We start from the raw sequence: 21970 nt of genomic DNA on the forward strand, positions 1-21970 counted from the left end.
TTTTTCCCGCTCATTCGACTTCATACATGGATACAACAAAAAAATGATGATGGAGACGGTATGACCCCTTTATGCGTTTTTCATAAAACAACACCTTTGATTACGGCTATTCGCCTGAGCCTGCTACCGCTGGTTGGCCTGGCCTCTCTGTCTGCATTCGCCGCACAGTATGACATCGCAGCCGGCGATCTGGACAAAGCACTCAATCAGTACGCAGCACGCAGCGGGATCACGTTGTCGGTGGACGCCAGCCTGACGCGCGGTAAACAGAGCAACGGGCTGCACGGCGACTACGACGTGGAAACGGGCCTGAAGGCGCTGCTCGCTGGTAGCAAATTACAGCTCAAGTCGCTTGGGAATAATAGCTGGACGCTGGAAACTGCTCCGATCTCCCAAGAGGATAAGCTCGTCGTGGTGGGCGACTGGCTGGGTAACGCACGTGAAAACGATGTGTACGAACATGCCGGCGCACGTGATGTGATCAACCGTGAAGATTTCTCCAAAACGGGTGCCACCACCATGCGTGACGTGTTAAATCGTATTCCGGGTGTCAGCGCGCCGGAAAACAATGGTACCGGCAGTCACGATCTGGCGATGAGCTTCGGTATTCGTGGACTCAATCCACGCCTTGCCAGCCGCTCAACTGTATTAATGGATGGTATTCCGGTTCCGTTTGCGCCTTATGGTCAGCCGCAGCTCTCGCTTGCCCCCTTATCTCTGGGCAACATGAACGCAGTAGACGTAGTGCGTGGGGGTGGCGCGGTGCGTTACGGGCCGCAAAGTGTGGGAGGGGTGGTTAACTTTGTCACACGCGCTATCCCGCAGGGCTTTGGTATTGAAGCCGGCGTCGAAGGCCAGTTGAGTCAGGTTTCTTCACAAGACAATCCGAAAGAGACGCACAACCTGATGGTGGGCGGGACGATGGATAACGGTTTTGGCTCAGCGTTGCTTTACTCTGGCTCCCGTGGCAGCGACTGGCGCAAGCACAGCGCCACCCGCATTGATGATGTTATGCTGAAAAGCAAATATGCGCCCAACGACGTGCATACCTTTAATAGTCTGCTTCAATACTACGATGGCGAAGCCGATATGCCTGGCGGTCTGTCACGCGCGGATTACGATGCCGATCGCTGGCAATCCACCCGCCCGTATGACCACTTCTGGGGCCGTCGTCAACTTGCAAGCCTCGGCTATCAATATCAGCCGGACAATCAGCACAAATTCAATATTCAGGGCTTCTACACCCGCACGTTGCGCAGCGGCTATCTGGAGCAGGGAAAACGTATCACCCTTTCCCCACGCTACTACTGGGTGCGTGGTATTGAGCCTCGCTACAGCCAGAGCTTTATGATGGGTCCATCCGCGCATGAAGTGGGAATAGGTTATCGCTATGTTAATGAATCAACTCATGAAATGCGCTACTACACTGCAACAGCCAGCGGTCAGTTGCCCTCAACGTCCAGCCCGTACGACCGCGACACGCGTTCAGTTACCGAGGCTCACGCTTGGTATATTGATGATAAAATCGATATCGGCAACTGGACTATTACACCCGGTATGCGTTTCGAACATATCGAGTCATACCAGAACAACAACCTGAAGCATAAGCATGGGGAAGTGAGTTATAACGCGCCGCTCCCTGCGCTGAATGTGCTCTATCACGTGACTGGCAACTGGAATATTTATGCCAACACAGAAGGCTCCTTTGGCACCGTCCAGTACAGCCAAATTGGCAAGGCTGTGAAAAGCGGCAGTGTGGAACCAGAAAAAGCGCGAACCTGGGAAGTCGGCACCCGATACGACGACGGCGCTCTGACTGCGGAAATGGGGCTGTTCCTGATTAACTTCAATAATCAGTACAGCTCCAATCAGACCAACGACACAGTGACCGCACGCGGTAAAACCCGTCACACCGGGCTGGAAACGCAGATGCGGTACGATCTTGGCGATCTGACGCCAACGCTGGAAAACCTCTCCGCCTATGCAAGCTATGCGTATGTAAATGCGGAGATCCGCGAAAGTGGCGACACTTACGGAAATCAGGTGCCGTTCTCACCAAAACACAAAGGTACTTTTGGGGTGGACTACAAACCGGGCAACTGGACGTTCAACCTGAACAGTGATTTCCAGTCCAGCCAGTTTGCGGATAACACCAATACCATTACAGAGAGCGCCGATGGCAGCACTGGCCGTATTCCTGACTATATGCTGTGGGGTGCGCGCGTGTCGTATGACTTCGGGCCGGAGATGGCCAACCTGAATCTGGCGTTCGGTGTGAAGAACATCTTCGACCGTGAGTACTATACCCGCTCTTATGACGACAACAACAAAGGTATCTATGCCGGACAACCCCGCACGCTGTATATGCAGGGTTCCGTGAAGTTTTAATTGTTAATGCCCGGCGCTTTTGCAGCGCCGGGTAAGCGCAACGTCATCTGGTCTACAGGATCTGTGTGTATTGAAAACTTTATGTATTGAAAACTTTGTGTATTTGAAAACATTGTGGAGTGAATATTTTGCCTTTTATTCGCATTTTTTTCGCAAGTCTGTTTGTGTTCGCAAGCCAGTCCTTTGCCGCTACTGTTCAGGATGAGCATGGCACTTTTACACTCAATAAAACACCGCAACGCATCGTGGTGCTGGAACTGTCGTTCGCCGATGCGCTGGCGGCGGTGGACATCAGTCCGGTGGGGATCGCTGACGACAACGACCCGAATCGCATTCTGGCGGATGTGCGCACCCATTTGAAATCCTGGCAATCTGTCGGAACGCGCGCGCAGCCTAGCCTTGAAGCCATCAGCTCCCTGAAACCTGATCTGATTATCGCCGACAGCAGCCGTCACGCAGGTATCTATACCACATTGCAGGAAATTGCCCCGGTTCTGTTGCTCAAATCACGCAATGAAACATACAAAGAAAACCTGCAATCGGCAGCAATTATTGGCGAAGTAGTAGGAAAAATCGCAGAAATGCAGGCGAGACTCAAACTGCACAGCGAGCGGATGGCAAAGTGGGCGAGCCTGCTGCCTGAAGGTACAAGTGTGGCATTCGGCACGTCACGTGAACAACAGTTCAATCTGCACACCAGCAGAACATATACCGGCGAAGTGCTGACAACGCTCGGACTGAAGGTTCCCGCGCCCGCAGGCCAGACATCGATGCCGTCGATAAACCTTGAGCAACTGTTGTCGATCAACCCGTCATGGCTACTGGTGGCGCATTATCGTCAGGAGAGCATTGTGAAACGCTGGCAGCAGGACACGCTGTGGCAGATTCTTACGGCCGCGCAAAAACAACAGGTCGCGGCGGTCAACAGCAATGCCTGGGCGCGGATGCGTGGGATTTTCGCGGCGGAGCGCATTGCCATCGATACAGTAAAAATATTTCACCATCAGATGCATCCTGATACGAAATGAAGCGTATTCAACACCCGGCGCTGTTGTGGGGGATCCCTGCTGCGGCGCTTATCGCTATTTTCTGGCTGAGTCTGTTTTGCCACTCAGCCCTCCCTATTTCTGCATTTGATGCGCTGCACGCGCTGGTGCCGGGACACACGCCAACATTACCCGAAGCACTGGTGCAAAACCTGCGTCTGCCGAGAACCCTGATCGCCCTTTCCATTGGTGCAAGTCTGGCACTATCGGGGGCGTTGCTGCAAACCCTCACCCATAACCCGTTGTCCTCGCCTTCTTTGCTTGGCATCAATAGCGGTGCGGCGCTGGCTATGTCGCTGACCAGCGCACTCAGCCCATCACCGATCGAGGGTTTTTCCATCGCATTTATTGCCGCCTGTGGTGGTGGCGTAAGCTGGCTGCTGGTGATGGCGGCGGGTGGCGGTTTCCGGCAAGAACAGGATCGCAACAAGCTGATCCTCGCCGGTATCGCGCTTTCAGCGCTCTGCATGGCGCTGACCCGCATCACTCTGCTGCTGGCAGAAGATCATGCGTATGGCATTCTTTACTGGCTGGCGGGCGGTGTCTCACATGCACGCTGGCAGGAGTTCTGGCAACTTTTCCCGATAGTTGTGCTGACAACGCCCATCGTACTGCTGCTGGCCAACCAGCTTAATCTGCTTAACGTCAGCGACAGCACCGCCCACACACTTGGCGTAAACCTGCCGCGTCTGCGACTAGGGATTAATGCGCTGGTGCTTTTGCTGGTGGGTGCCTGCGTCAGCGTTGCTGGTCCCATAGCATTTATTGGTCTGTTGATACCGCATCTGGCACGGTTCTGGATTGGCTACAACCAGCGCAACGTACTGCCTATGAGTATGCTGTTGGGAGCGACGCTGATGCTACTGGCCGATATGCTCGCCCGTGCTCTGGCCTTCCCCGGTGAGCTGCCTGCGGGCGCAGTGCTGGCACTGCTCGGTGCACCCTGCTTTGTCTGGCTGGTGAGGAAACGCGGATGAAAATCGTGTTTCTAATCTGTATTACCCTGATGCTGGTGTTCTGCTCCCTATTGTCGCTCAGGATGGGGGCTATCCCACTGCCGTGGCACGCGCTCCTGACGGACTGGCGCAGCGGCAGTGAACACTATTACGTACTGATGCTGTATCGCCTGCCACGGCTTTTGCTGGCGCTGTTTGTCGGCTCAGCGCTCGCTGTTTCCGGCGTACTGGTGCAGGGCATCGTACGCAATCCACTGGCTTCGCCGGATATTCTCGGCGTAAACCACGCCGCCAGTCTGGCGACGGTCGGCGCGCTGCTTCTGCTGCCTTCGCTGTCGGTTATCTGGCTGCCGTTGCTGGCATTTGTCGGCGGTATGGCAGCGCTGGCGCTGCTACGTGCGTTGGTGAATACCACGTTTCCCATGCGTTTTGCGTTGACGGGTGTAGCACTTTCCGCCTGCTGGGCAAGTATAACCGATTACCTGATGCTTTCTCGTCCGCAGGATGTAAACAACGCTCTGTTGTGGCTGACGGGCAGTTTATGGGGGCGGGGGTGGACTTTTGTTGCGGTGGCAGTACCACTGCTGGCTGTCTTAATTCCGCTGAGCCTGGGTTTTTGTCGCGACCTCGATCTGCTGGCGCTAGGCGATGCGCGAGCCGGAACGCTCGGCGTTGCGGTTCCGCGCGTGCAGCTTTGGGGGCTGGTGCTGGCGGTAGCACTCGCGGCGACCGGCGTCGCCGTATGTGGCCCTATCAGTTTTATTAGTCTGGTGGTTCCTCATATGGTGCGAAAAATCACGGGCGGACGTCACCACTGGCTACTGCCCGTTTCCGCGCTGACAGGTGCGTTTCTGCTGGTCGCCGCGGATTTACTGGCACGAACAATTCATCCACCTCTGGAACTGCCGGCAGGTGTGCTGACCGCAATCATCGGCGCACCGTGGTTTGTATGGCTGCTTGTGAGAATGCGTTAAATGAAATTACATATAGATAATCTGACCATTGGGTATGGCAACCGCCCTGTTCTGGATGCACTGTCACTCGTCCTGCCGCCTGGAAAAATCACCGCACTTTTAGGCCCTAACGGTTGTGGTAAATCGACGCTATTGAAATGTATTTCTCGGCAGTTAGCGACGAAATCCGGCACCATCCTGCTAAAAAATCAACCTATTACAACGTTTTCATCCCGCCAACTTTCACGCTGCATTGCTTTATTGCCTCAGCATCATCTGACACCGGAAGGCATTACCGTTAGGGAGCTGGTCTCTTATGGCCGTAGCCCGTGGCTGTCACTATGGGGACGTCTCTCTGTAGAGGATAAGATGCGAGTGGAAGTTGCGATGGAAAAAACCCATATAGTACATATGGCACAACGGCAGTTAACCGATCTCTCTGGCGGCCAGCGCCAGCGGGCGTTTCTGGCGATGGTACTGGCGCAGGATACACCTGTGGTGTTATTGGATGAGCCTACCACTTATCTTGATATCAACCATCAGGTTGAGCTGATGAGACTTATGGGCGAACTAAAAACGCAGGGGAAAACGGTTGTGGCAGTTTTGCATGATCTTAATCAGGCCAGTCGCTGGTGTGATCATTTGGTGGTGCTGGCAGACGGCAAAGTGATGGCACAGGGAACACCGGAAGTGGTCATACAGCCAGAATTACTCAGAACCGTGTTTAGCGTAGAAGCTGAGATTCACCCAGAGCCGGTGTCGGGCAGGCCAATGTGCGTGGTGGTTGGTTGATCTTCTGGATAATTTTTTGTTTCCTCAGATCTTATAAAATCTGGGGAAACAATCTGATTATGGCTTTAGCCATAAAACAGACTTGAGTACTTAACATTGTACAAGTACAATGTTAAGTACTCAAGTCTTGTGAGGTAATGACCATGAATGTTATGAGCTATTCAGCATTTCGAACTCATTTAGCTAAAACTCTGGATAAAGTGAATGATGACCACCAACCCGTGATGATCACTCGTCAGAATGGTAAGCCAGCAGTTGTACTCAGTTTGGAGGATTTTCGGGCTTATGAAGAAACGGCTTATTTGATGGCAAGCCCTAAAAATGCAGCACGCTTAAACCTAGCTATTACTGAAGTAGAACGTAGTAAAATCCTTGAAAAAGGCTTACTGGAAGAATGATTCTATCTTGGGCAGAAACGGCGTGGGAAGATTATCTTTATTGGCAACAAACCGATAAAAAAACCCTAAAACGCATTAATACTCTTATTAAGGATATTGCCCGACAGTCTTTTGATGGGCTAGGTGATCCTGAACCCTTAAAACATAACTGGTCAGGATACTGGTCCAGGCGGATTGATCGTGAGCATCGCCTAGTTTATAAGGTTACAGACACCGCAATAATTATTGTTCAATGTCGCTATCACTACTAATTTTATTAGGTAAATTTTCCTGCTCGACTTTTCAAAATAAAAACGCGCAATCGGCACCTCTGGTATGATTGCGCTATTGCAAACAATATATTCCAAACTTATTTAAATACTCCCAAACTATGCCTTTTTCCTGATAATCCGACGGCGTTTATTAAACAGATCCGGCGATATCGTCTGTGATACACACTGCCATTCGATTTTATCGACATCGACACCTTGTTTAACAAAATAATCAGTCAATGCAAACTGGCATTGTTGCAGGATCGCAATATCACAATCGCCTTCCAGACGCAGCGATAAATCCGCCTGAGTCAGCCTATAATCGCTCGTCAGCGGCAAGGTATTGGCAATAATCCGTGAACAAGGATCAGCAAAAATACTGACGTTTTCTCCATTATGCGCAGGCAAAACCAACTGATCATCACTGCGTCCTTCAATGCGCTCTATCGCCAGTGCCGGATTACCACAAGTGCAGGGCGTTCTCTTTATCACCAAAATATCATCAAGCTGATAACGCACAATAGGCTGGGTTTCCCGCGTAAAATCCGTGATGATGGGATTAAAACGCGATTCATCGATCCATTTTGGCTCAATATGGAGAAATTCCTCATTAAGATGCAGCGTTCCATGCGGGCAAGTACACGCCAAAAAACCTTCCGTCGCCTGATAGATTTCACCGACTTCCTTAAATACACTCTGCAACAATTGGCGATCTTGCGGTTCCAGTACTTCTGCTACTGAAATCACTTTAGCCGGTGACAATGACACTTCACCTTGCTGGATCTTCAGTGCCAACCCGCGCAACACTTGGGCAGGGGCAACAACGATAGTCGGCTGGTATTCCACCAGCGCTTGTACCTGCTGATTAAAATCTGCGAACAAATCAAAAAATCGGAAAGATATCCAACGGTTCTGAACGCTATCGTAAAGATTGTTTCCCGCCCGCAAAAAAAGTGCGATTCGTTCACCGTGAAATAAGCCGTTCGGCAGCATTTTGGCAAGCATGGTTCCTGCCCAGATACTCCGCTCTTTAGGGCTGATAACGAAGATACCCCGCTGCCCTGATGTGCCTGACGACATACCAACGCTGAACTTGCCAACCGTTGGTTTGAAATCCCGTGATTGTTCACTCAATCGTGCGCATTCCAAGAGTTCGTCGCGCTTAAGCCCCGCTGTATTCATCTGATCGAAGTTTTCCATCATGATGGCTTTGTTCATCAATGGATATTCTGCCAACGGCAAATCACCGTAAGGGGCAAAATAAGGGCTTTTGGTCAGGGTATTGTGCCGAAATGCCGCCAGTTCTTTTGATTGATGCTGTTCGAGTTGCTGACGATGGGTGAATTTCCACTGTTTCTTGGCGCGCCAATAGCACCAGAGCGTTTTGAATATCATTCCAAATCTCCCTCATGACATAGCTGGATGGGAATTTGCTTTTGGTCAATCTGATGTAACTTATTCAATGTTTCGTAATAAGCGCGGCTGTCATCCATAATGATATTGGCTAATTTTGCCGGCCCACGCAGCTCACGATAGTTAGTTGGTGACCATGCAGCGTCACCTGCCAGCAATATCCAACCCTGCTCGGTCAATACGCACAGGCCAATATGCCCCGCTGCATGACCGGGTAACGGCACAATAACTATCTGTTTCTGGCTCTCTGGCACGGCATAACCGTCACCCAATACTGCCAACTCTTCCGGCAGAGAACAGATTTCAAACCCTTCATAGAAACTGACTCTGGATTCAAAATCTTCCGGAATTAATCCCCGCACAAACGCCCGCGTCAATGCAGAAATACCGCGTAAATGACGCGTTTGCTGCCAGCCTTCCCCAGAACATATAAATTTGGACTGAGGAAAATCCCGCAATCCGGCAATATGATCACCGTGAAAATGAGAAATGATGATGCCATCAATATCATGTGGTTGGATGCCATCTTCTTTTAGCTGCATCACCAATGAATCTTTGGTATCAAAGTAGACAGGCGTGACAGTTCGGTACAGCCGGATGATGCCTGTGCGAGTATGATCGTAAAAATGGCTGGCATACCCTGTATCAAGCAACCATCGTTTGTCATTGCATTCCAGCAACCATGCACGGGCAGGGAAATTGCAGACACGAAAACTGGCACCTTTCAGTGCCACGCAGCCGGGATGGGTGCAATATCCCACTTCAAATATACGCATCTTAACCATGTGAACCCGCCTGCTCATCTATCTGCTTTAACCAACTTGCAGTAAAATGAATCCCTTCTTCCATGGTATAAACGGGCGTATAACCCAGTTCATCCCTTGCCTTTGAGTTATCCAGTGTCATGGAGTAATAAGCGGCTCCAATGCCGTAGCGAGTCAATAACGGCTCTTTTCGGGTGATAGCAGCAACCGCTTCCAACACCGCCGCAACCCCATACAGGAGTGGGTAAGGTAATGATTTTATCCGATAACCGAACTGCATCTCGTCAAATAGCAATCCTAAAGTCTTCGCCAATGGCTGTGGCTGCTGATTAGTAATGTTATATATTGCCCCATTCTGTAAATCTTCACGATAAGTTGCCAATGACATAGCATGGACGACATTCATGACATAGGTGAGATCCAGTACATTTTTTCCACCCGCAGGTAAAGCCATTACCCCTTTGCTGGTTTTAACCTGTGCCAGCAAACGCGGTAATAATACCCTGTCATGTGGGCCAAACAGCCCACGGGGACGCAGAATAATATAAGTTGTTTCAGGGTAGCGCGGAATAATCTGGAGTATGCACTCTTCAGCCAAGAATTTCGTTCGGGCATAATCATTGGCAAAGCGTTGGCTACGCTGATCTTCGGTAATATTTTGTTGGTGTGAAAAATCAAAATAGACGGCGGGTGTAGATATATGCACAAACCGTTTGATACCACATTTTCCCGCCGCTTGTGCCAACATGTATGTCGCAGTCAGATTGATACGTTCAAATTCATCAGGATTACCCCACGGCGATGATTTGGCGGCACAATGCCAGACCGCATCACAATCTGACATCAGTTCAACGGCTTCATCCACTGTTAACGTCGCCAGTTCAGCACAGCGGAATTCTGCTCCCAGTTGGGACAAGACTTCTCCTGCCCGCTTATCACGCCCGGTTGCCACGACCGTTTCCCCGTGCGCTAACAAGTAATCCACGGCATTACGCCCTAAGCCACTTGTTGCTCCAGTTACAAGAATTTTCATGGTTTCAGAATCATCTCACTTAATGAAAGCCCCGCCGCCGTACCAAGCAACATCACATAATCTCGTCCGTAATAACGATCTGTAATAATTGCTTCATGAAGTGCACTTGGGATTGAGGCAGCAACCTGATTGCCGCGATAACGGTAGATATTCACAAACCTTTCATCCTTGATATTCAGCCGTTTGCGGATATGTTCTAACCCCAGATGGCTGGCTTGGTGAGGGATCACTGTATCAATCTCAGACATAGTCAGATCGGCGCTGGCAAGTACACGCTCAGTAAAACCTTCAATTAATGAAGCCGTCAATTTAAACAAAGCCTTACCCTGCATCTGGAACAAGAAGTCACTATCTTCCATTCCCGTACGGAGATTCCTGCGAGTTCCGCCGGCACGAATCTCACATAACTCCACTCCTTCCGGGTAAGTTTCATGTTTATAGGTAACAATCCCGCTTTGCCCATCCCCTCTTTCAACAATCATACAAGCCGCACCATCACCAAAAATCAGTGAGGATTCTTGATGTGACCAATCAATGCCACGGGAAGCCATTTCAGAAGAAACAATGGCGATGCGTCGATACTGCCTGAGCGCCAGCAACCCAGCAGCAACATTCAGGGCTGAGACAAAACTGACACAGCTTGAATTAATATCAAAACAGGCAGTTCCCGCGTTTAATTGGCTCTCTTTTAAAATATGTGCTGCTGAATAAGGCAGAGCCTGAATAGGAATAGCAGAAGCCGAAATCAGAAGATCAATAGAATCCGGCGAAATTTGATGATTTTTTAAAGTACCATGCAATGCTTCAGCGGCTAATTTAGCCGGAGAAGCCTCATAGTCAGAATGATAACGATATTCAATACCCGAACGTTTTTGTACAAACCCATTCGGTTTATTAAATTTCAGATCTAAATCGGATGAATATATTTTATATTCAGGCAAAGCAGTACCAGAGGCAATGATCTTTAATGGGATCAATTCATTTGAGTTTTTCATTTTTATCACTTCCGAATGTTAAATTTTTGTTCAAATGTATTTTCAGAATATGAAGTGAGTTCTGAGTGTAAGGTACGAACAAATTAGTATTTATCAGATAGTCCATTAAACAGGAAGTAAATATTTATGATACATCATATTACTAAAATGAAATACCTGACACAGTTATATGAAAAATAATAATTTTTACCAACTCACCATTTCAATGTTATAAAATTTTTTTAATGAAAAAAGAGCATCATGAGATTTAATCATCGAACTTGTTGAATTTGTGTGAAATAAAAATTAATATTAATTGACAACTTAACTAACTTTACTTAATCATAAAAAATAATTTATTTTAGTTTTAATTTCATCAATGAACAATTAGAACACCTTATAATAGTAAAATATAGATTAATAATTAATCTGGCATTCCCAATTTTTTCTCAAATAAAATTCAAATCTCCATTAATAAAATCATATATATTAAGGATAAAAAAACTGATATTATTTATCTAAATAATCTGAATTTACTTTTAATAATATTTATACACTTCGTCTTCCAAAATGCCTCTTTGTTGGCTGCGCTCGCTCACCCCGGTCACATAGTTATCTATGCTCCCGGGGATTTGCTCTCTTGCCGTCGCGATGCAACTTGAAATCCATTGTGTATATGCCGTCGTCTTTCAAGTTGTAGTTTGGAAACAGAACAGAAATTCAGAATCTAATTGAATAAGTTCTAAGCTCAGGCTTGCAGGATTATTGTAGACTACTATTTATCAGGCAATTGAGGGAATAGAAAGAGAATCTTGATTAAAGAGAAAAAATCAAATAATAACTACATTAATCTAAGAGTCTTTTTAAAAAAAATTCCATATCTCACTTTATTAATGATAAATATTCTTCTGATATTGGCATATAAGTAATATTTCAAAATTGTAGATCACTTCCCTGCTCCTCACACAACGGCAAGAGAGAGTTCCCAGAAGCATAGCTAACAGGAATTGTTCACCAATCAATTGAATTTATTTTTAAATGATGTCCGTAAATTAAAAAGGGGAGCCAAAGCTCCCCCATGATTCAGCTGAATTCAGGATCACTGACCTGCTTTCAATTTTTGGTAGTACTCTTCATACAGGATATTTGAATTGCCAACATCACTCTGCCATTCACCTTTCTCGATAATAACATTATCCGGATACAGCGATTTGTCTTCTGTCATTGCCTTAGGCAGAAGTTTTTTTGCTGCCAGATTCGGCGTCGGATAGCCGATTTTCTCTGCCACTTGTGCCGCGATTCCTGGGCGCAACAGGAAGTTAATCAGCTTCATCGCGCCATCAACATTCTTGGCATTAGCAGGAATAGCCAGGCTATCCATCCAGAAAATTCCGCCTTCTTTCGGCCAGATAATCTCAACAGGGGTTCCCGACTGGCGTGCGACATATGCGGAACCCGGCCACATCATGCCCACATCCACTTCACCCTCCATAAATGGATTGGCTGGATTATCAGAATTAAACGCCAGTACGTTTGGCATCAGTTTTCTCAGCTCCTGATAAGCCGCTTCAATCTCTTTCGGGTTGGTGGTATTGCCTGAATAACCCAGTTTCAACAACGCCATCTGGAAGACTTCACGGGCATCGTCAGTCAACACTAAACTGCCTTTATACTGCGGTTTCCAAAAATCAGCCCACGATGCAATGGATTTAGGATCAACATTATCACTGTTAACGCCAATCGCCGTTGCTCCCCAAATATAAGGGATAGAGTAATCATTATTCGGGTCAAAAGACTTATGAAGCAAGTTCGGATCAAGATTATGGAAATTGCTCAGTTTGCTCGTATCGATTTTTTGCAGCATCCCTTCTTTACTCATCTTTGAGATAAAGTAAGTGGATGGAACCACTAAATCATAAGCGCCGTCTTTATAGGTTTTCAGCTTGGTATACATGCTCTCGTTGGATTCGTAGGTGGAATAAATCACCTTAATCCCAGTTTCTTTAGTGAACTGGTTGAGCAAACCAGGCGGAACATATTCAGTCCAGTTGTAGAAATACAGCGTCTTGCCGTCATCTGCGGCAGCGGCATTCACTGAACCAATGCTTAATGCCATCATCCCAGCGGCTAACAGACAGAACCACTTTTTCATGTTGTTTTTCATGCAGTGTTTCCCCTCGCAGTTGGTGAGTTAGTATCATATAGGCTCGCGTGAACCTATCCCCGAAAAAGCGGCTATTATAAGAGCCGCATTTTGTAGGGTAAAGCCACTTGTTATGATATAAGTTGACGAGTTGTACAATTAATTTCTTTTGATTACAAAATTACATAAAACGCACAAACAGAGGAAAGTAATTTCATGAATGAACTCACTATCACACACAACCTTAAAAAACCAACTGTGGCTATTACCAGTGAAGAAAAATCTGAAACATTACAGAAAGAGAAGCTGAATACTGAATTTTCTGAGATTATCGCCCTATTCGATATATCAAACAGGGAGCTGGCAGATAAATAATGAAGCTCATTTCCCCCAATGGCGTGATTATTGAAATAGTTTATCTATGAAGAAAGTTGCTACAAATAAGAAAAGCGTAACCACAAACTGACCACGCTTAAATTAATATTAAGACTTACCCGTGCGATCCCGCATCACAAATTGGCTAATCAGTACCAAAACCAACGACATAAGCAGTAAAATTGCTGCTAACGCGTTCACTTCCGGCGAAACCCCGACTTTTACCATTGAATAGATTTTCAGTGGCAGGATTTCATAACTCGGCCCCGTCACAAATGAGGAAACAACCACATCATCCATCGACAGGGTAAAGCTCAGCAGCCAACTCGCCATCACCGCCGGCATTGCCAACGGCAGGATGATTTTGCGCAGGATAGTTAATTCACCTGCCCCCAAATCACGCGCCGCTTCCAGCATTTTGACGTCAAAATCTTTCAGGCGGGAGTAAACCGTCACGACCACAAACGGCAAGCAAAAAGTGATATGCGAGAACAGCAGAGACCAGAAGCCAAGTGAAATGCCGAGCAGCATAAACAGCACCAGCAATGAAATCGCCATTACGATATCCGGCGACATCATCACGACAAATAACATTCCGCCAACGAACTTTTTACCCCGGAACGAGTAACGATACAAAGCAACCGCAGTCAGAGAACCTATCAGCGTGGCAAACGTAGCGGACGTTACCGCCATCGTCAAAGAGTGCCCCGCAGCTTGCAGCAAGCTGTCATTGGAGAACAACAGGCTGTACCACTCAGTGGTAAATCCCTGCCAGTTAATGCCAAAACGAGACTGGTTAAACGAGCTTATTAGCAGAATAATAATCGGGATATACAGGTAAGCATAAACGATGGTCATGAAGCCACCGCGCAACAGGCGTCCGATCATTCCAGTTCCACCTTCTTATTCAGCAGCTTCGCCGCACGATAATAGACGAACAACATCAGTCCCATTACAAGTGTCAGGCAGATACTGGTCGCAGCGCCAAACGGCCAGTCACGGATGTTGAGGAATTGGCTCTTAATCACGTTACCAATCAGCAGATTCTTCGCTCCGCCCATCAGGTCAGCTACGTAGAACAGCCCCATCGCAGGCAGCAATACCAACAAACAACCCGCGATAATGCCCGGCATCGTCAGTGGAATGATAATGCGGATAAAGGTTTGTAACTTACCCGCACCTAAATCGCGGGCCGCTTCCAGACAAGGTTTATCCAGCTTCTCAATACTGGAATAGAGCGGCATGACCATAAATGGCAGCAGGATATAAACCAATCCCAACACGACAGCTTCGGGGGTATACATGATACGCAGAGGTTTATCAATAATCCCCGCCCACAGCAGAAAATCATTCATATAACCGCGGGTACTGAGGAACATCTTCAAGCCATAAATACGGATTAACGAGTTCGTCCAGAACGGTACGATTAATAGAAATAGCATCAGAGGACGCAGTTTTTTCGGCATACGAGCCAGAAAAAAAGCGAAAGGATAGCCAATCACCAGACAGCACAACGTCGCCACAATCGCCATATTCAGTGAGTGTAGTAATACTTCGGCATACAGCGGATCGAACAACCGTGTGTAGTTATCCAGCGAAAATACCATCTGCACCAGACTGGCATCATCACGGGTCAGGAAGCTGGTTCCGATAATCATCAGATTCGGCAGAAAGACAAACAGCATCAACCACGATACTATGCCCGTAATGACGATATTCTGGAACAGTTTACGCGTCTTCTTCATCGACCAGCACAACCTCCCAGCTTTCAACCCAAGTAACAGCGATCTTCTGGTTCAGGGAATGGTCAACATCAGGATCATCTTCATTGAAGAATTCGCTGACCATAACCATTTTGCCATTTTCCATTTCAACAACAGAATCCAGCGTCATACCCTTGTAGTTACGTTCACGCACATAACCAATCAGGCCTGTGACTTGCTCACCGTTATTGATCTCTTCCACCCGCAAGTCTTCCGGGCGCAGCAACACTTTCAGCATTTGCCCTACAGTGACTGGCAGCGTAGTGAAGATATCACATTCGTGACCTTCAACATTGGCGCGTATCCGCTGCTCATCAATGCGATGTAATACTCTGGCATCAAAGATATTGATTTCGCCGATAAAGCGGGCGACGAACAGATTTTTCGGCTCTTCATAAATCTCGCGCGGAGAACCATCCTGCTCGATACGCCCGTTACGCATAACCACGATGCGGTCTGACATTACCAGGGCCTCTTCCTGATCATGGGTAACAAAGATAAAAGTGATACCAAGCTTGCGCTGAAGCGCTTTCAGCTCATTTTGCATCTGCTTGCGCAATTTGTAATCGAGTGCGGACAGCGATTCATCCAGCAACAATACCTTAGGCTTATTCACAACCGCACGGGCAATCGCCACACGCTGCTGTTGACCACCGGAAAGCTGCGCGGGTTTACGCTGGGCAAACTCTCCAAGCTGCACCATGCGCAATGCGTCTTCAACACGCGGAGCAATCTCTTTTTCCGGTGTTTTCTGCATTCGAAGCCCAAAAGCGACATTTTCAAATACGGTCATGTGAGGGAATAGGGCATAACTTTGGAAGACCGTATTAACGTGACGGTGTTCAGCAGGAATATTTGTAATATCCAGCCCTTCCAGTAAAATTTTGCCGCTGTCCGCATCTTCTAGCCCGGCAATCAGACGGAGTACTGTGGTTTTGCCACAACCGGATGGTCCAAGAATGGTCAGGAACTCGCCATCATTGATTGTCAAATCGAGCTGTGAAATAACTTGTTTACCGTCGAAGCCTTTGCTCAAGGCTTTCAATTCCACAAGTGGAGTCAGAGAGGTGTTCTCAGTCATTTATGCTATCATCTATCCCTTGGAATAATGCAGATAGAACCGCCACGGGAAAAGACTGTGTTAGCTGGCAGGAGGAATCATTTCTCCGCTAAAGCTCAAAGCCAGTGGCGCCGGTTGAAATTACGAAGCGCGCATAATAAACGCAGTCCGTCCAAATTGAAAGCCGAATCAATGACAATGTGTCATTTTTTATTATCATTTCATGAATAGTAACATTGAAGCACCATTTTGAACCTCGTTTCCCCTGTTGGAAATAACTTCCTGATGATTATTTTTCAGTCAAAAAAATATTCTTTTTTTTCAATACATTCCATCAGGCACAAAAAAGCGCTCATAACCATTCTCTCTCGCTCTCCCAAGTTTCCAAGAAATACAAACATGACTATCACTTTGATGGCATTCAAGTCCCTTGTTTCCTTTCAACAATGACGATCCTGATAGCTGCGGGAGCAACTCCATAATCACCCATTAGGTATATACCCAAAGAATTCAAACTACTTCCCCCTCACCACACTGAGAACGAAAAACAGACATTGAAAGTGGGTTCTATATAGTCTAAATTAAGACCTATTAACGTCTATTGATAGCCCCTAAAAACAGAAAATATTTTCATCAGGAGTTTTAAATGAAAATTGAAACTATTTCTTATGTAAAAAAGCATGCTGCAATGCTTGAACTATCAGAACCCATCTTAGTTACCCAAAATGGTTTACCTGCTTATGTTATTGAATCATATGAAGAACGGCAAAAAAGAGATGGCGCAATTGCATTATTGAAACTGCTGGCTATTTCTCAAAAAGATAAAGATGCAGGAAAACTGTATTCACGTGAGCAATTATTGGAAGATTTGTAAATCAATAAGTGTTTGGGGAATAAATGTCTGATATCTTAATTAATTATACGGAAACGTTTAAATTTTCCTTAAGAGAAATAGCTTCATATTTGCGAACAAAAGAACTTGAACCATTACCTATCATTCAAAAGGCATTGGATGAATTTGAGAAAAAAATCAACTTTTCGCCAACCTGCTGCCAAATATCACCTGAATTGGCTAAATTAGGTGTGACAAATTATCGTGAATGCAATACTCAAAATGGCCACAGGGTGATTTATTCTATTGATTCTGATAGGAGCACGGATATCGTTATCGCTCATGTCATTATTCATCAAAAACAAGATATACAGGCATTACTTTTTAATCGAATTATTACTTATTAAGCTGAAGCCCTTACCCAAATCGCCAGTAATGACCTGCAATATCAACGTATAGCCATCTCAGGTGGCAAATAAATCCACCTGAGTACCAAGAACAAAGTAATGAAATATCAAATGGAGATCGATAATGAAGAATGCAACAACACCCACACTGGAAGGGCATACCATCACAGATTATCTGGGTGTCGTCACCGGGGAAACGATTCTTGGGGTAAATATTGTGAAGGATTTTTTTGCTGGGATCAGAGATATTGTTGGTGGGCGTTCTGGCTCTTATGAAAAAGAATTGAAAAATGCACGGGAAATTGCCTTTGCAGAAATGAATGCACAAGCTCAAGCTTTAGGTGCCAATGCGGTTGTCGGCATTGATATTGACTATGAAACCATCGGCAAAAATGGCGGTATGCTGATGGTTGCCGTATCAGGGACAGCGGTTAAGATTGTATAAAAAGCAATAGTTCTGGGTTTATAGGTTAGGCCATCGATTGGATGGCTTAATTTATATTAATGTGATTTAAGACACAGAATAACAAAATTTTCTTTTATATTCTACCATTCTATAATATCTACCATACTACTCCATACCAATTAGGTAATAAGTAAGATCTTCATTACTGATGGAGGACATATTTATGTTATTCAGATCAAAATCTTTCAGTATTAATAGTTCGGATAATTTAAATTCGTTAAATCGGTTTAGATCCAGTCCTAATCTAACTTCCCTTTCTTTTGATGCTAAAGCATCATTAACTTCCGAGAAAGTTTCTTTATCAAGAGCATGTGAAATCTCAAATTTCTTAAAACTTGAAATAGAAAATAACAAATGGAAACTTAAACTGGATAAAAAAGAAAGAAGGGATATGGAATTAAGAAATTGGAATAACAGATGCATATATTCTTGTGGCGTTTTTCAATCTATATTGGAAAGAATCAGTAGCGTATTAAATGAAGATATTAGCCAACAAGAGAAATATCATTGTTTTGCAGCAAATTTCAGGGGGTTTCCTGTAGGGGTGCTGGTACTGACCATTACAGAAAAGAAATTACTCAATGCACCAAAACTTTTACCTGACATTCCTCTGATCTCAGATATTTCCACACATCCCGGTATTAGGGGATGTGGAATTTCACTCATCGAGTGTGCAGTAAATGTATCTTATCAATTAGGAAAAAACGGTGTGGTTCAACTAACCCCAATTGATGAAAGCGAAGATTCTTATTCATATATAGGATTTACCAAAATAAAAACTCACAGGCTAGTTTTCATGGTATTAAAACCAGCCGAAAGCCCTAAATGGCGACTAATAAAAGGACGCTATCGTTTTTTGTGGAGTGAATAGATATCCAGCGTATCCTTCCCTGCTCTGGCAAGATATACCGCACTGTTCAGTACATCACCGCCGTAACTTTGCGTCATTGAACTAAATGGCTCGCCATTCAACTCGATCATACATTCACCGAGCAAAGCAATTTTTTTGGCCCGCATTGTTTAATCCTTATCTGACTGACTTATCCAATTGGCTTATTTAACAGGAAATAGCGTTCAGCATTATTGAAGCAAATATTCTGGATCATCTGCCCCAACATTTTTTCATCGTATGGGATTTCACCCTTTTTGGCCCAACTTCCCAGCATATTACAGAGGATACGACGAAAATATTCATGGCGGGTATACGATAAGAAACTGCGTGAATCGGTCAGCATACCGACAAACTGACTTAATAGCCCCAATTGGGAAAGCTGCTCCAACTGACGTTGCATTCCATCTTTTTGATCGTTAAACCACCAGCCCGAACCAAATTGAATTTTTCCAGCGATTCCCCCTCCCTGGAAGTTGCCAATCATCGTACCAATCACTTCGTTATCACGAGGATTTAAGCAATAAAGGATAGTTTTGGGTAATTCATCAGTCATATCCATTTCATCCAGCAGGCGGGACAATGGATAAGCAATAGGATTATCGCCAATGGAATCAAAACCGCTGTCCGCCCCTAACAGATTAAACATGCGCGTATTGTTATTGCGTAATGCCCCGATATGCAGTTGCATCACCCAACCTCGCTTCGCATATTGCTTGCCTAACCAAACCAGTACAGCCGTCGTGAATTGCGCAATCTCTAATTCGTTGAGCAGTTGCCCTTGCCGGCGTTTTTGCAAAATATTATCCAAAGATAATGTGCTGGGGATCGCCGCATAACGCAGGTTTTCAATACCATGATCCGATGCCACACAACCGTGATATCCAAAATGTTCCAGACGACACTCCAATGCCGCCAATAAATCGGCAAAACACACAATAGCCACATCAGCGGCCTCTTCCAGCCGTTTGAGGTAATGGCAAAAACCCGCTGATTCAATTTTAAAGACCTTATCCGGACGCCAGCTTGGCAATACTTTGATGGTGAAGTCTTTATCTGCTGCGATTTGTCGGTGATATTCCAGAGAATCGATGGGGTCATCAGTGGTTCCCACCATGCGCACCTGCATTTTCTGCATAATGCCACGGGCAGAAAATTCAGGCTGAGCAAGTTTTTCATTCACTTCATGCCAAATAGCTTCTGCGGTGTCAGGGCCGAATAATTTTCCGGTAATGCCAAATGGACGGCGCAATTCCAGATGCGTCCAATGATAAAGCGGATTGCCAATCGCCATAGGAACTGTCTTTGACCATGCGAGATATTTTTCATAATCGCTGGTTTCAGGGCCAGTGATCAATGCCTCCCCGACTCCTGCCGAGCGCATGGCACGCCACTTGTAATGGTCACCTTCCAGCCAAATTTGGCCGAGATTGTCAAAACGGCGGTTTTGCGCAATCTCTTTTGGATTTAAATGACAGTGATAATCATAAATCGGCATCATGGCGGCGTAATCGTGATAAAGACGGCAGGCAATATCATTACTCAACAAAAAATCTTCATGCATAAAGGCTTTCATTGTTTTTCACCTTGGGAGCACAGGATTGCGACAGTTTGACGAGCACCAACATCCAGTAATCGTTGGTATGCCTTGACCACATTGCCGACAAAGTCACGGTTTTTAATCAGCTTTTCACCAAAGATTGATTCAATTGCCAATAACTCTTCAACCACAGCAACAGCAAGCCCATGTTTAGCATAAATGGCGGCAAAGACCGCTTTTAATGGATCACGCACATCAATGGGCTGGCCTTGTTCATCTACACCACTGACATAACGCATCCATGCTGCAATGCCTAATGCCAAGTATCGATAATCACTTCCTTTTTCGATATGCCACTGAATAGAATCGAGCAAGCGTTGCGGTAATTTCTGACTCCCATCCATCGCAATCTGCCATGTTTGATGTTTTAAAGAGGGATTGGCAAACCGTTCGAGCAACTTTTCCGCATAAGTGACTAAATCGGTATTCTCCGGCATCAACAACGTTGGCACTTGTTCATTCAGCATCAGTGTGTGAACCGCGCGGCGATAGTCCACGTTTGCTATGGTATCGGAAATATGCGCATAACCGCCCAAATAGCCCAAGTAGGCAAGAAATGAATGAGAGCCGTTTAACATACGCAATTTCATTATTTCAAATGGTGTTACATCTTCCTCAAATTGCGCACCAACCCGATGCCAATCTGGGCGCCCGTTTGCAAAGTTGTCTTCAATCACCCACTGACGGAAAGATTCACAGGCAATGGCACAAGGATCTTCCCACCCTGACAACCGGGCAATTTCAGTTAAAGTTTCCGGTGTCACTGCCGGCACAATGCAGTCAACCATTGTAGAAGGAAATGTCACTCGTTGTTCTATCCACTGTGCCAGCTTCCCATCTTGCAAACGCGCCAAATCCAACACTGCCTGATGGGCAACATGACCATTTTCCCGAACGTTATCGCACGACAAAATGGTTACCGGCGATAACTGGCGTTCAAAACGCAATTTTAATGCAGCGGTAATATAACCAATGGCAGAACGAGGTGATGACGGATTAGCTAAATCCTCAATAATCAGTGGATTGTTCAAATCCAGATGCCCTGTCGCAGCATTAATGCAATAGCCTTTTTCCGTCACGGTCAAGGAGATAATGGCAACTTCAGGACTGGCCATTTTTTCGATGATGGCCTGAACACCATCAATTAATGGGTGCATGGCCTCTTTTATCGAACCGATGATTTTTAATGTCGTTACATCCTGACTTTTCTCTGCGACGGTATAGCACATTGATTGTTTTTTTAGATTTTCAATCAGCAAAGCACTTTGTTGCGACATCAGATTAACTTCACAAAATCCCCAATCACTGTCCGTTTGCTCCAGTAAATGGTGGGTATAAAGCGCCTGATGTGCGCGGTGAAACACACCACAACCTAAATGAACGATGCGTGTGGTAAGCCGCTCGGCTGTCCAATCGGGAAACGGAACGGATATCGCAGCGTTAGCAAGATTTTTTCCCATCATGTTC

Annotated in this window: 23 protein-coding genes; 12 read left to right on the forward strand and 11 right to left on the reverse strand. The window is 46.0% G+C overall.

The genetic code is table 11. The features are described 5' to 3' along the window. Positions 1 to 60: 60 nt before the first annotated feature. The 7 genes from fecA (at position 61) to AC5JQI_RS16910 (ending at position 6784) form a co-directional block, all read left to right on the forward strand. On the forward strand, positions 61 to 2388 hold the full coding sequence (fecA, locus tag AC5JQI_RS16880; RefSeq protein WP_493913005.1) for a TonB-dependent Fe(3+) dicitrate receptor FecA: 2328 nt from the start codon (positions 61 to 63) through the stop codon (positions 2386 to 2388). 125 nt (positions 2389 to 2513) lie between these two features. Beyond that, positions 2514 to 3416: a Fe(3+) dicitrate ABC transporter substrate-binding protein FecB gene (locus AC5JQI_RS16885; protein ID WP_493914721.1), complete on the forward strand. Its 903-nt coding sequence runs from the start codon at positions 2514 to 2516 to the stop codon at positions 3414 to 3416. After that, the gene (fecC, locus tag AC5JQI_RS16890) at positions 3413 to 4411 is read left to right on the forward strand and encodes an iron-dicitrate ABC transporter permease FecC (protein WP_493913006.1); all 999 of its coding nucleotides are present in this window, start codon (positions 3413 to 3415) and stop codon (positions 4409 to 4411) included. Before AC5JQI_RS16885 ends, fecC begins: the two co-directional genes overlap by 4 nt. Further along, positions 4408 to 5364 (forward strand): Fe(3+) dicitrate ABC transporter permease subunit FecD, encoded by a 957-nt coding sequence (fecD, locus tag AC5JQI_RS16895; protein ID WP_493913007.1) that lies wholly within the window; start codon positions 4408 to 4410, stop codon positions 5362 to 5364. Before fecC ends, fecD begins: the two co-directional genes overlap by 4 nt. Beyond that, positions 5365 to 6135 carry a Fe(3+) dicitrate ABC transporter ATP-binding protein FecE gene (fecE, locus tag AC5JQI_RS16900; protein ID WP_493913008.1) on the forward strand — a complete coding sequence of 257 codons (771 nt, stop codon included), beginning with the start codon at positions 5365 to 5367 and terminating at the stop codon, positions 6133 to 6135. A 143-nt stretch (positions 6136 to 6278) separates the two neighbouring features. Then, positions 6279 to 6533: a type II toxin-antitoxin system Phd/YefM family antitoxin gene (locus AC5JQI_RS16905; protein WP_237387405.1), complete on the forward strand. Its 255-nt coding sequence runs from the start codon at positions 6279 to 6281 to the stop codon at positions 6531 to 6533. Next, complete coding sequence (locus tag AC5JQI_RS16910; protein ID WP_013185277.1) at positions 6530 to 6784, forward strand: Txe/YoeB family addiction module toxin; 255 nt, start codon at positions 6530 to 6532, stop codon at positions 6782 to 6784. The genes AC5JQI_RS16905 and AC5JQI_RS16910 overlap by 4 nt, the downstream gene beginning before the upstream one ends. Before the next feature lie 117 nt (positions 6785 to 6901). Here AC5JQI_RS16910 and AC5JQI_RS16915 read toward each other — a convergent pair whose 3' ends face one another. From AC5JQI_RS16915 to potD, 5 genes are all read right to left on the reverse strand, one after another. Continuing rightward, entirely contained in the window at positions 6902 to 8179 is a 1278-nt protein-coding gene (locus AC5JQI_RS16915) for a F390 synthetase-related protein (RefSeq protein ID WP_493913009.1), read from the reverse strand. Then, on the reverse strand, positions 8176 to 8982 hold the full coding sequence (locus tag AC5JQI_RS16920; protein WP_237387403.1) for an MBL fold metallo-hydrolase: 807 nt from the start codon (positions 8980 to 8982) through the stop codon (positions 8176 to 8178). The genes AC5JQI_RS16915 and AC5JQI_RS16920 overlap by 4 nt, the downstream gene beginning before the upstream one ends. Further along, positions 8975 to 9994: an NAD-dependent epimerase/dehydratase family protein gene (locus tag AC5JQI_RS16925; RefSeq protein ID WP_493913010.1), complete on the reverse strand. Its 1020-nt coding sequence runs from the start codon at positions 9992 to 9994 to the stop codon at positions 8975 to 8977. The genes AC5JQI_RS16920 and AC5JQI_RS16925 overlap by 8 nt, the downstream gene beginning before the upstream one ends. Next, the gene (locus tag AC5JQI_RS16930; RefSeq protein WP_493913011.1) at positions 9991 to 10989 is read right to left on the reverse strand and encodes a 3-oxoacyl-[acyl-carrier-protein] synthase III C-terminal domain-containing protein; all 999 of its coding nucleotides are present in this window, start codon (positions 10987 to 10989) and stop codon (positions 9991 to 9993) included. Before AC5JQI_RS16930 ends, AC5JQI_RS16925 begins: the two co-directional genes overlap by 4 nt. A 1078-nt stretch (positions 10990 to 12067) precedes the next feature. Next, entirely contained in the window at positions 12068 to 13120 is a 1053-nt protein-coding gene (potD, locus tag AC5JQI_RS16935; protein ID WP_493914722.1) for a spermidine/putrescine ABC transporter substrate-binding protein PotD, read from the reverse strand. 207 nt (positions 13121 to 13327) lie between these two features. Between potD and AC5JQI_RS16940 the strand changes: the two genes are divergently transcribed. Beyond that, on the forward strand, positions 13328 to 13486 hold the full coding sequence (locus AC5JQI_RS16940) for a hypothetical protein (RefSeq protein WP_493913012.1): 159 nt from the start codon (positions 13328 to 13330) through the stop codon (positions 13484 to 13486). 108 nt (positions 13487 to 13594) lie between these two features. Here the strand turns inward: AC5JQI_RS16940 and potC are convergent, their stop codons facing one another. From potC to potA, 3 genes are read right to left on the reverse strand one after another with little or no spacing between them, the layout of a single operon-like run. Further along, positions 13595 to 14374 carry a spermidine/putrescine ABC transporter permease PotC gene (gene potC / locus AC5JQI_RS16945; protein ID WP_092553962.1) on the reverse strand — a complete coding sequence of 260 codons (780 nt, stop codon included), beginning with the start codon at positions 14372 to 14374 and terminating at the stop codon, positions 13595 to 13597. Continuing rightward, positions 14371 to 15231 (reverse strand): spermidine/putrescine ABC transporter permease PotB, encoded by an 861-nt coding sequence (gene potB, locus AC5JQI_RS16950; protein WP_493913013.1) that lies wholly within the window; start codon positions 15229 to 15231, stop codon positions 14371 to 14373. The genes potC and potB overlap by 4 nt, the downstream gene beginning before the upstream one ends. Further along, positions 15215 to 16330, reverse strand: coding sequence for a spermidine/putrescine ABC transporter ATP-binding protein PotA (potA, locus tag AC5JQI_RS16955; protein ID WP_323854323.1), 1116 nt, complete (start codon positions 16328 to 16330; stop codon positions 15215 to 15217). The genes potB and potA overlap by 17 nt, the downstream gene beginning before the upstream one ends. 625 nt (positions 16331 to 16955) lie before the next feature. Between potA and AC5JQI_RS16960 the strand changes: the two genes are divergently transcribed. The 4 genes from AC5JQI_RS16960 to AC5JQI_RS16975 all read left to right on the forward strand — a co-directional run bounded on the left by AC5JQI_RS16960 (position 16956) and on the right by AC5JQI_RS16975 (position 18885). Beyond that, positions 16956 to 17183 (forward strand): type II toxin-antitoxin system Phd/YefM family antitoxin, encoded by a 228-nt coding sequence (locus tag AC5JQI_RS16960; RefSeq protein ID WP_237388303.1) that lies wholly within the window; start codon positions 16956 to 16958, stop codon positions 17181 to 17183. Positions 17184 to 17206: 23 nt separating this feature from the next. Beyond that, positions 17207 to 17548: a type II toxin-antitoxin system RelE/ParE family toxin gene (locus tag AC5JQI_RS16965; RefSeq protein WP_493913014.1), complete on the forward strand. Its 342-nt coding sequence runs from the start codon at positions 17207 to 17209 to the stop codon at positions 17546 to 17548. A 124-nt stretch (positions 17549 to 17672) separates the two neighbouring features. Beyond that, a complete protein-coding gene (locus AC5JQI_RS16970) occupies positions 17673 to 17993 on the forward strand; it encodes a heavy metal-binding domain-containing protein (protein WP_493913015.1) in 321 nt (106 codons plus the stop codon). Positions 17994 to 18177: 184 nt separating this feature from the next. Continuing rightward, complete coding sequence (locus AC5JQI_RS16975; protein ID WP_493913016.1) at positions 18178 to 18885, forward strand: hypothetical protein; 708 nt, start codon at positions 18178 to 18180, stop codon at positions 18883 to 18885. Here the strand turns inward: AC5JQI_RS16975 and AC5JQI_RS16980 are convergent. The 3 genes from AC5JQI_RS16980 to AC5JQI_RS16990 are packed head-to-tail and all read right to left on the reverse strand — an operon-like array spanning position 18861 to position 21963. After that, complete coding sequence (locus AC5JQI_RS16980) at positions 18861 to 19031, reverse strand: hypothetical protein (protein WP_493913017.1); 171 nt, start codon at positions 19029 to 19031, stop codon at positions 18861 to 18863. The genes AC5JQI_RS16975 and AC5JQI_RS16980 overlap by 25 nt on opposite strands. Before the next feature lie 23 nt (positions 19032 to 19054). Then, positions 19055 to 20479, reverse strand: a complete 1425-nt coding sequence (uxaC, locus tag AC5JQI_RS16985) for a glucuronate isomerase (RefSeq protein ID WP_493913018.1) — start codon at positions 20477 to 20479, stop codon at positions 19055 to 19057. Further along, complete coding sequence (locus AC5JQI_RS16990) at positions 20476 to 21963, reverse strand: fructuronate reductase (protein WP_493914723.1); 1488 nt, start codon at positions 21961 to 21963, stop codon at positions 20476 to 20478. Before AC5JQI_RS16990 ends, uxaC begins: the two co-directional genes overlap by 4 nt. Positions 21964 to 21970: the final 7 nt, after the last annotated feature.

The organism is Xenorhabdus sp. XBWT (assembly GCF_059072735.1).

What these genes read in the sequence shown, in the direction of transcription:
- fecA (WP_493913005.1), top strand. Translation starts at nt 61, where the DNA reads ATGACCCCTTTATGCGTTTTTCATAAAACAACACCTTTGATTACGGCT.
- fecC (WP_493913006.1), top strand. Translation starts at nt 3,413, where the DNA reads ATGAAGCGTATTCAACACCCGGCGCTGTTGTGGGGGATCCCTGCTGCG.
- fecD (WP_493913007.1), top strand. Translation starts at nt 4,408, where the DNA reads ATGAAAATCGTGTTTCTAATCTGTATTACCCTGATGCTGGTGTTCTGC.
- fecE (WP_493913008.1), top strand. Translation starts at nt 5,365, where the DNA reads ATGAAATTACATATAGATAATCTGACCATTGGGTATGGCAACCGCCCT.
- AC5JQI_RS16905 (WP_237387405.1), top strand. Translation starts at nt 6,279, where the DNA reads ATGAATGTTATGAGCTATTCAGCATTTCGAACTCATTTAGCTAAAACT.
- AC5JQI_RS16910 (WP_013185277.1), top strand. Translation starts at nt 6,530, where the DNA reads ATGATTCTATCTTGGGCAGAAACGGCGTGGGAAGATTATCTTTATTGG.
- AC5JQI_RS16915 (WP_493913009.1), bottom strand. Translation starts at nt 8,179, where the DNA reads ATGATATTCAAAACGCTCTGGTGCTATTGGCGCGCCAAGAAACAGTGG.
- AC5JQI_RS16920 (WP_237387403.1), bottom strand. Translation starts at nt 8,982, where the DNA reads ATGGTTAAGATGCGTATATTTGAAGTGGGATATTGCACCCATCCCGGC.
- AC5JQI_RS16925 (WP_493913010.1), bottom strand. Translation starts at nt 9,994, where the DNA reads ATGAAAATTCTTGTAACTGGAGCAACAAGTGGCTTAGGGCGTAATGCC.
- AC5JQI_RS16930 (WP_493913011.1), bottom strand. Translation starts at nt 10,989, where the DNA reads ATGAAAAACTCAAATGAATTGATCCCATTAAAGATCATTGCCTCTGGT.
- potD (WP_493914722.1), bottom strand. Translation starts at nt 13,120, where the DNA reads ATGAAAAAGTGGTTCTGTCTGTTAGCCGCTGGGATGATGGCATTAAGC.
- AC5JQI_RS16940 (WP_493913012.1), top strand. Translation starts at nt 13,328, where the DNA reads ATGAATGAACTCACTATCACACACAACCTTAAAAAACCAACTGTGGCT.
- potC (WP_092553962.1), bottom strand. Translation starts at nt 14,374, where the DNA reads ATGATCGGACGCCTGTTGCGCGGTGGCTTCATGACCATCGTTTATGCT.
- potB (WP_493913013.1), bottom strand. Translation starts at nt 15,231, where the DNA reads ATGAAGAAGACGCGTAAACTGTTCCAGAATATCGTCATTACGGGCATA.
- potA (WP_323854323.1), bottom strand. Translation starts at nt 16,330, where the DNA reads ATGACTGAGAACACCTCTCTGACTCCACTTGTGGAATTGAAAGCCTTG.
- AC5JQI_RS16960 (WP_237388303.1), top strand. Translation starts at nt 16,956, where the DNA reads ATGAAAATTGAAACTATTTCTTATGTAAAAAAGCATGCTGCAATGCTT.
- AC5JQI_RS16965 (WP_493913014.1), top strand. Translation starts at nt 17,207, where the DNA reads ATGTCTGATATCTTAATTAATTATACGGAAACGTTTAAATTTTCCTTA.
- AC5JQI_RS16970 (WP_493913015.1), top strand. Translation starts at nt 17,673, where the DNA reads ATGAAGAATGCAACAACACCCACACTGGAAGGGCATACCATCACAGAT.
- AC5JQI_RS16975 (WP_493913016.1), top strand. Translation starts at nt 18,178, where the DNA reads ATGTTATTCAGATCAAAATCTTTCAGTATTAATAGTTCGGATAATTTA.
- AC5JQI_RS16980 (WP_493913017.1), bottom strand. Translation starts at nt 19,031, where the DNA reads ATGCGGGCCAAAAAAATTGCTTTGCTCGGTGAATGTATGATCGAGTTG.
- uxaC (WP_493913018.1), bottom strand. Translation starts at nt 20,479, where the DNA reads ATGAAAGCCTTTATGCATGAAGATTTTTTGTTGAGTAATGATATTGCC.
- AC5JQI_RS16990 (WP_493914723.1), bottom strand. Translation starts at nt 21,963, where the DNA reads ATGGGAAAAAATCTTGCTAACGCTGCGATATCCGTTCCGTTTCCCGAT.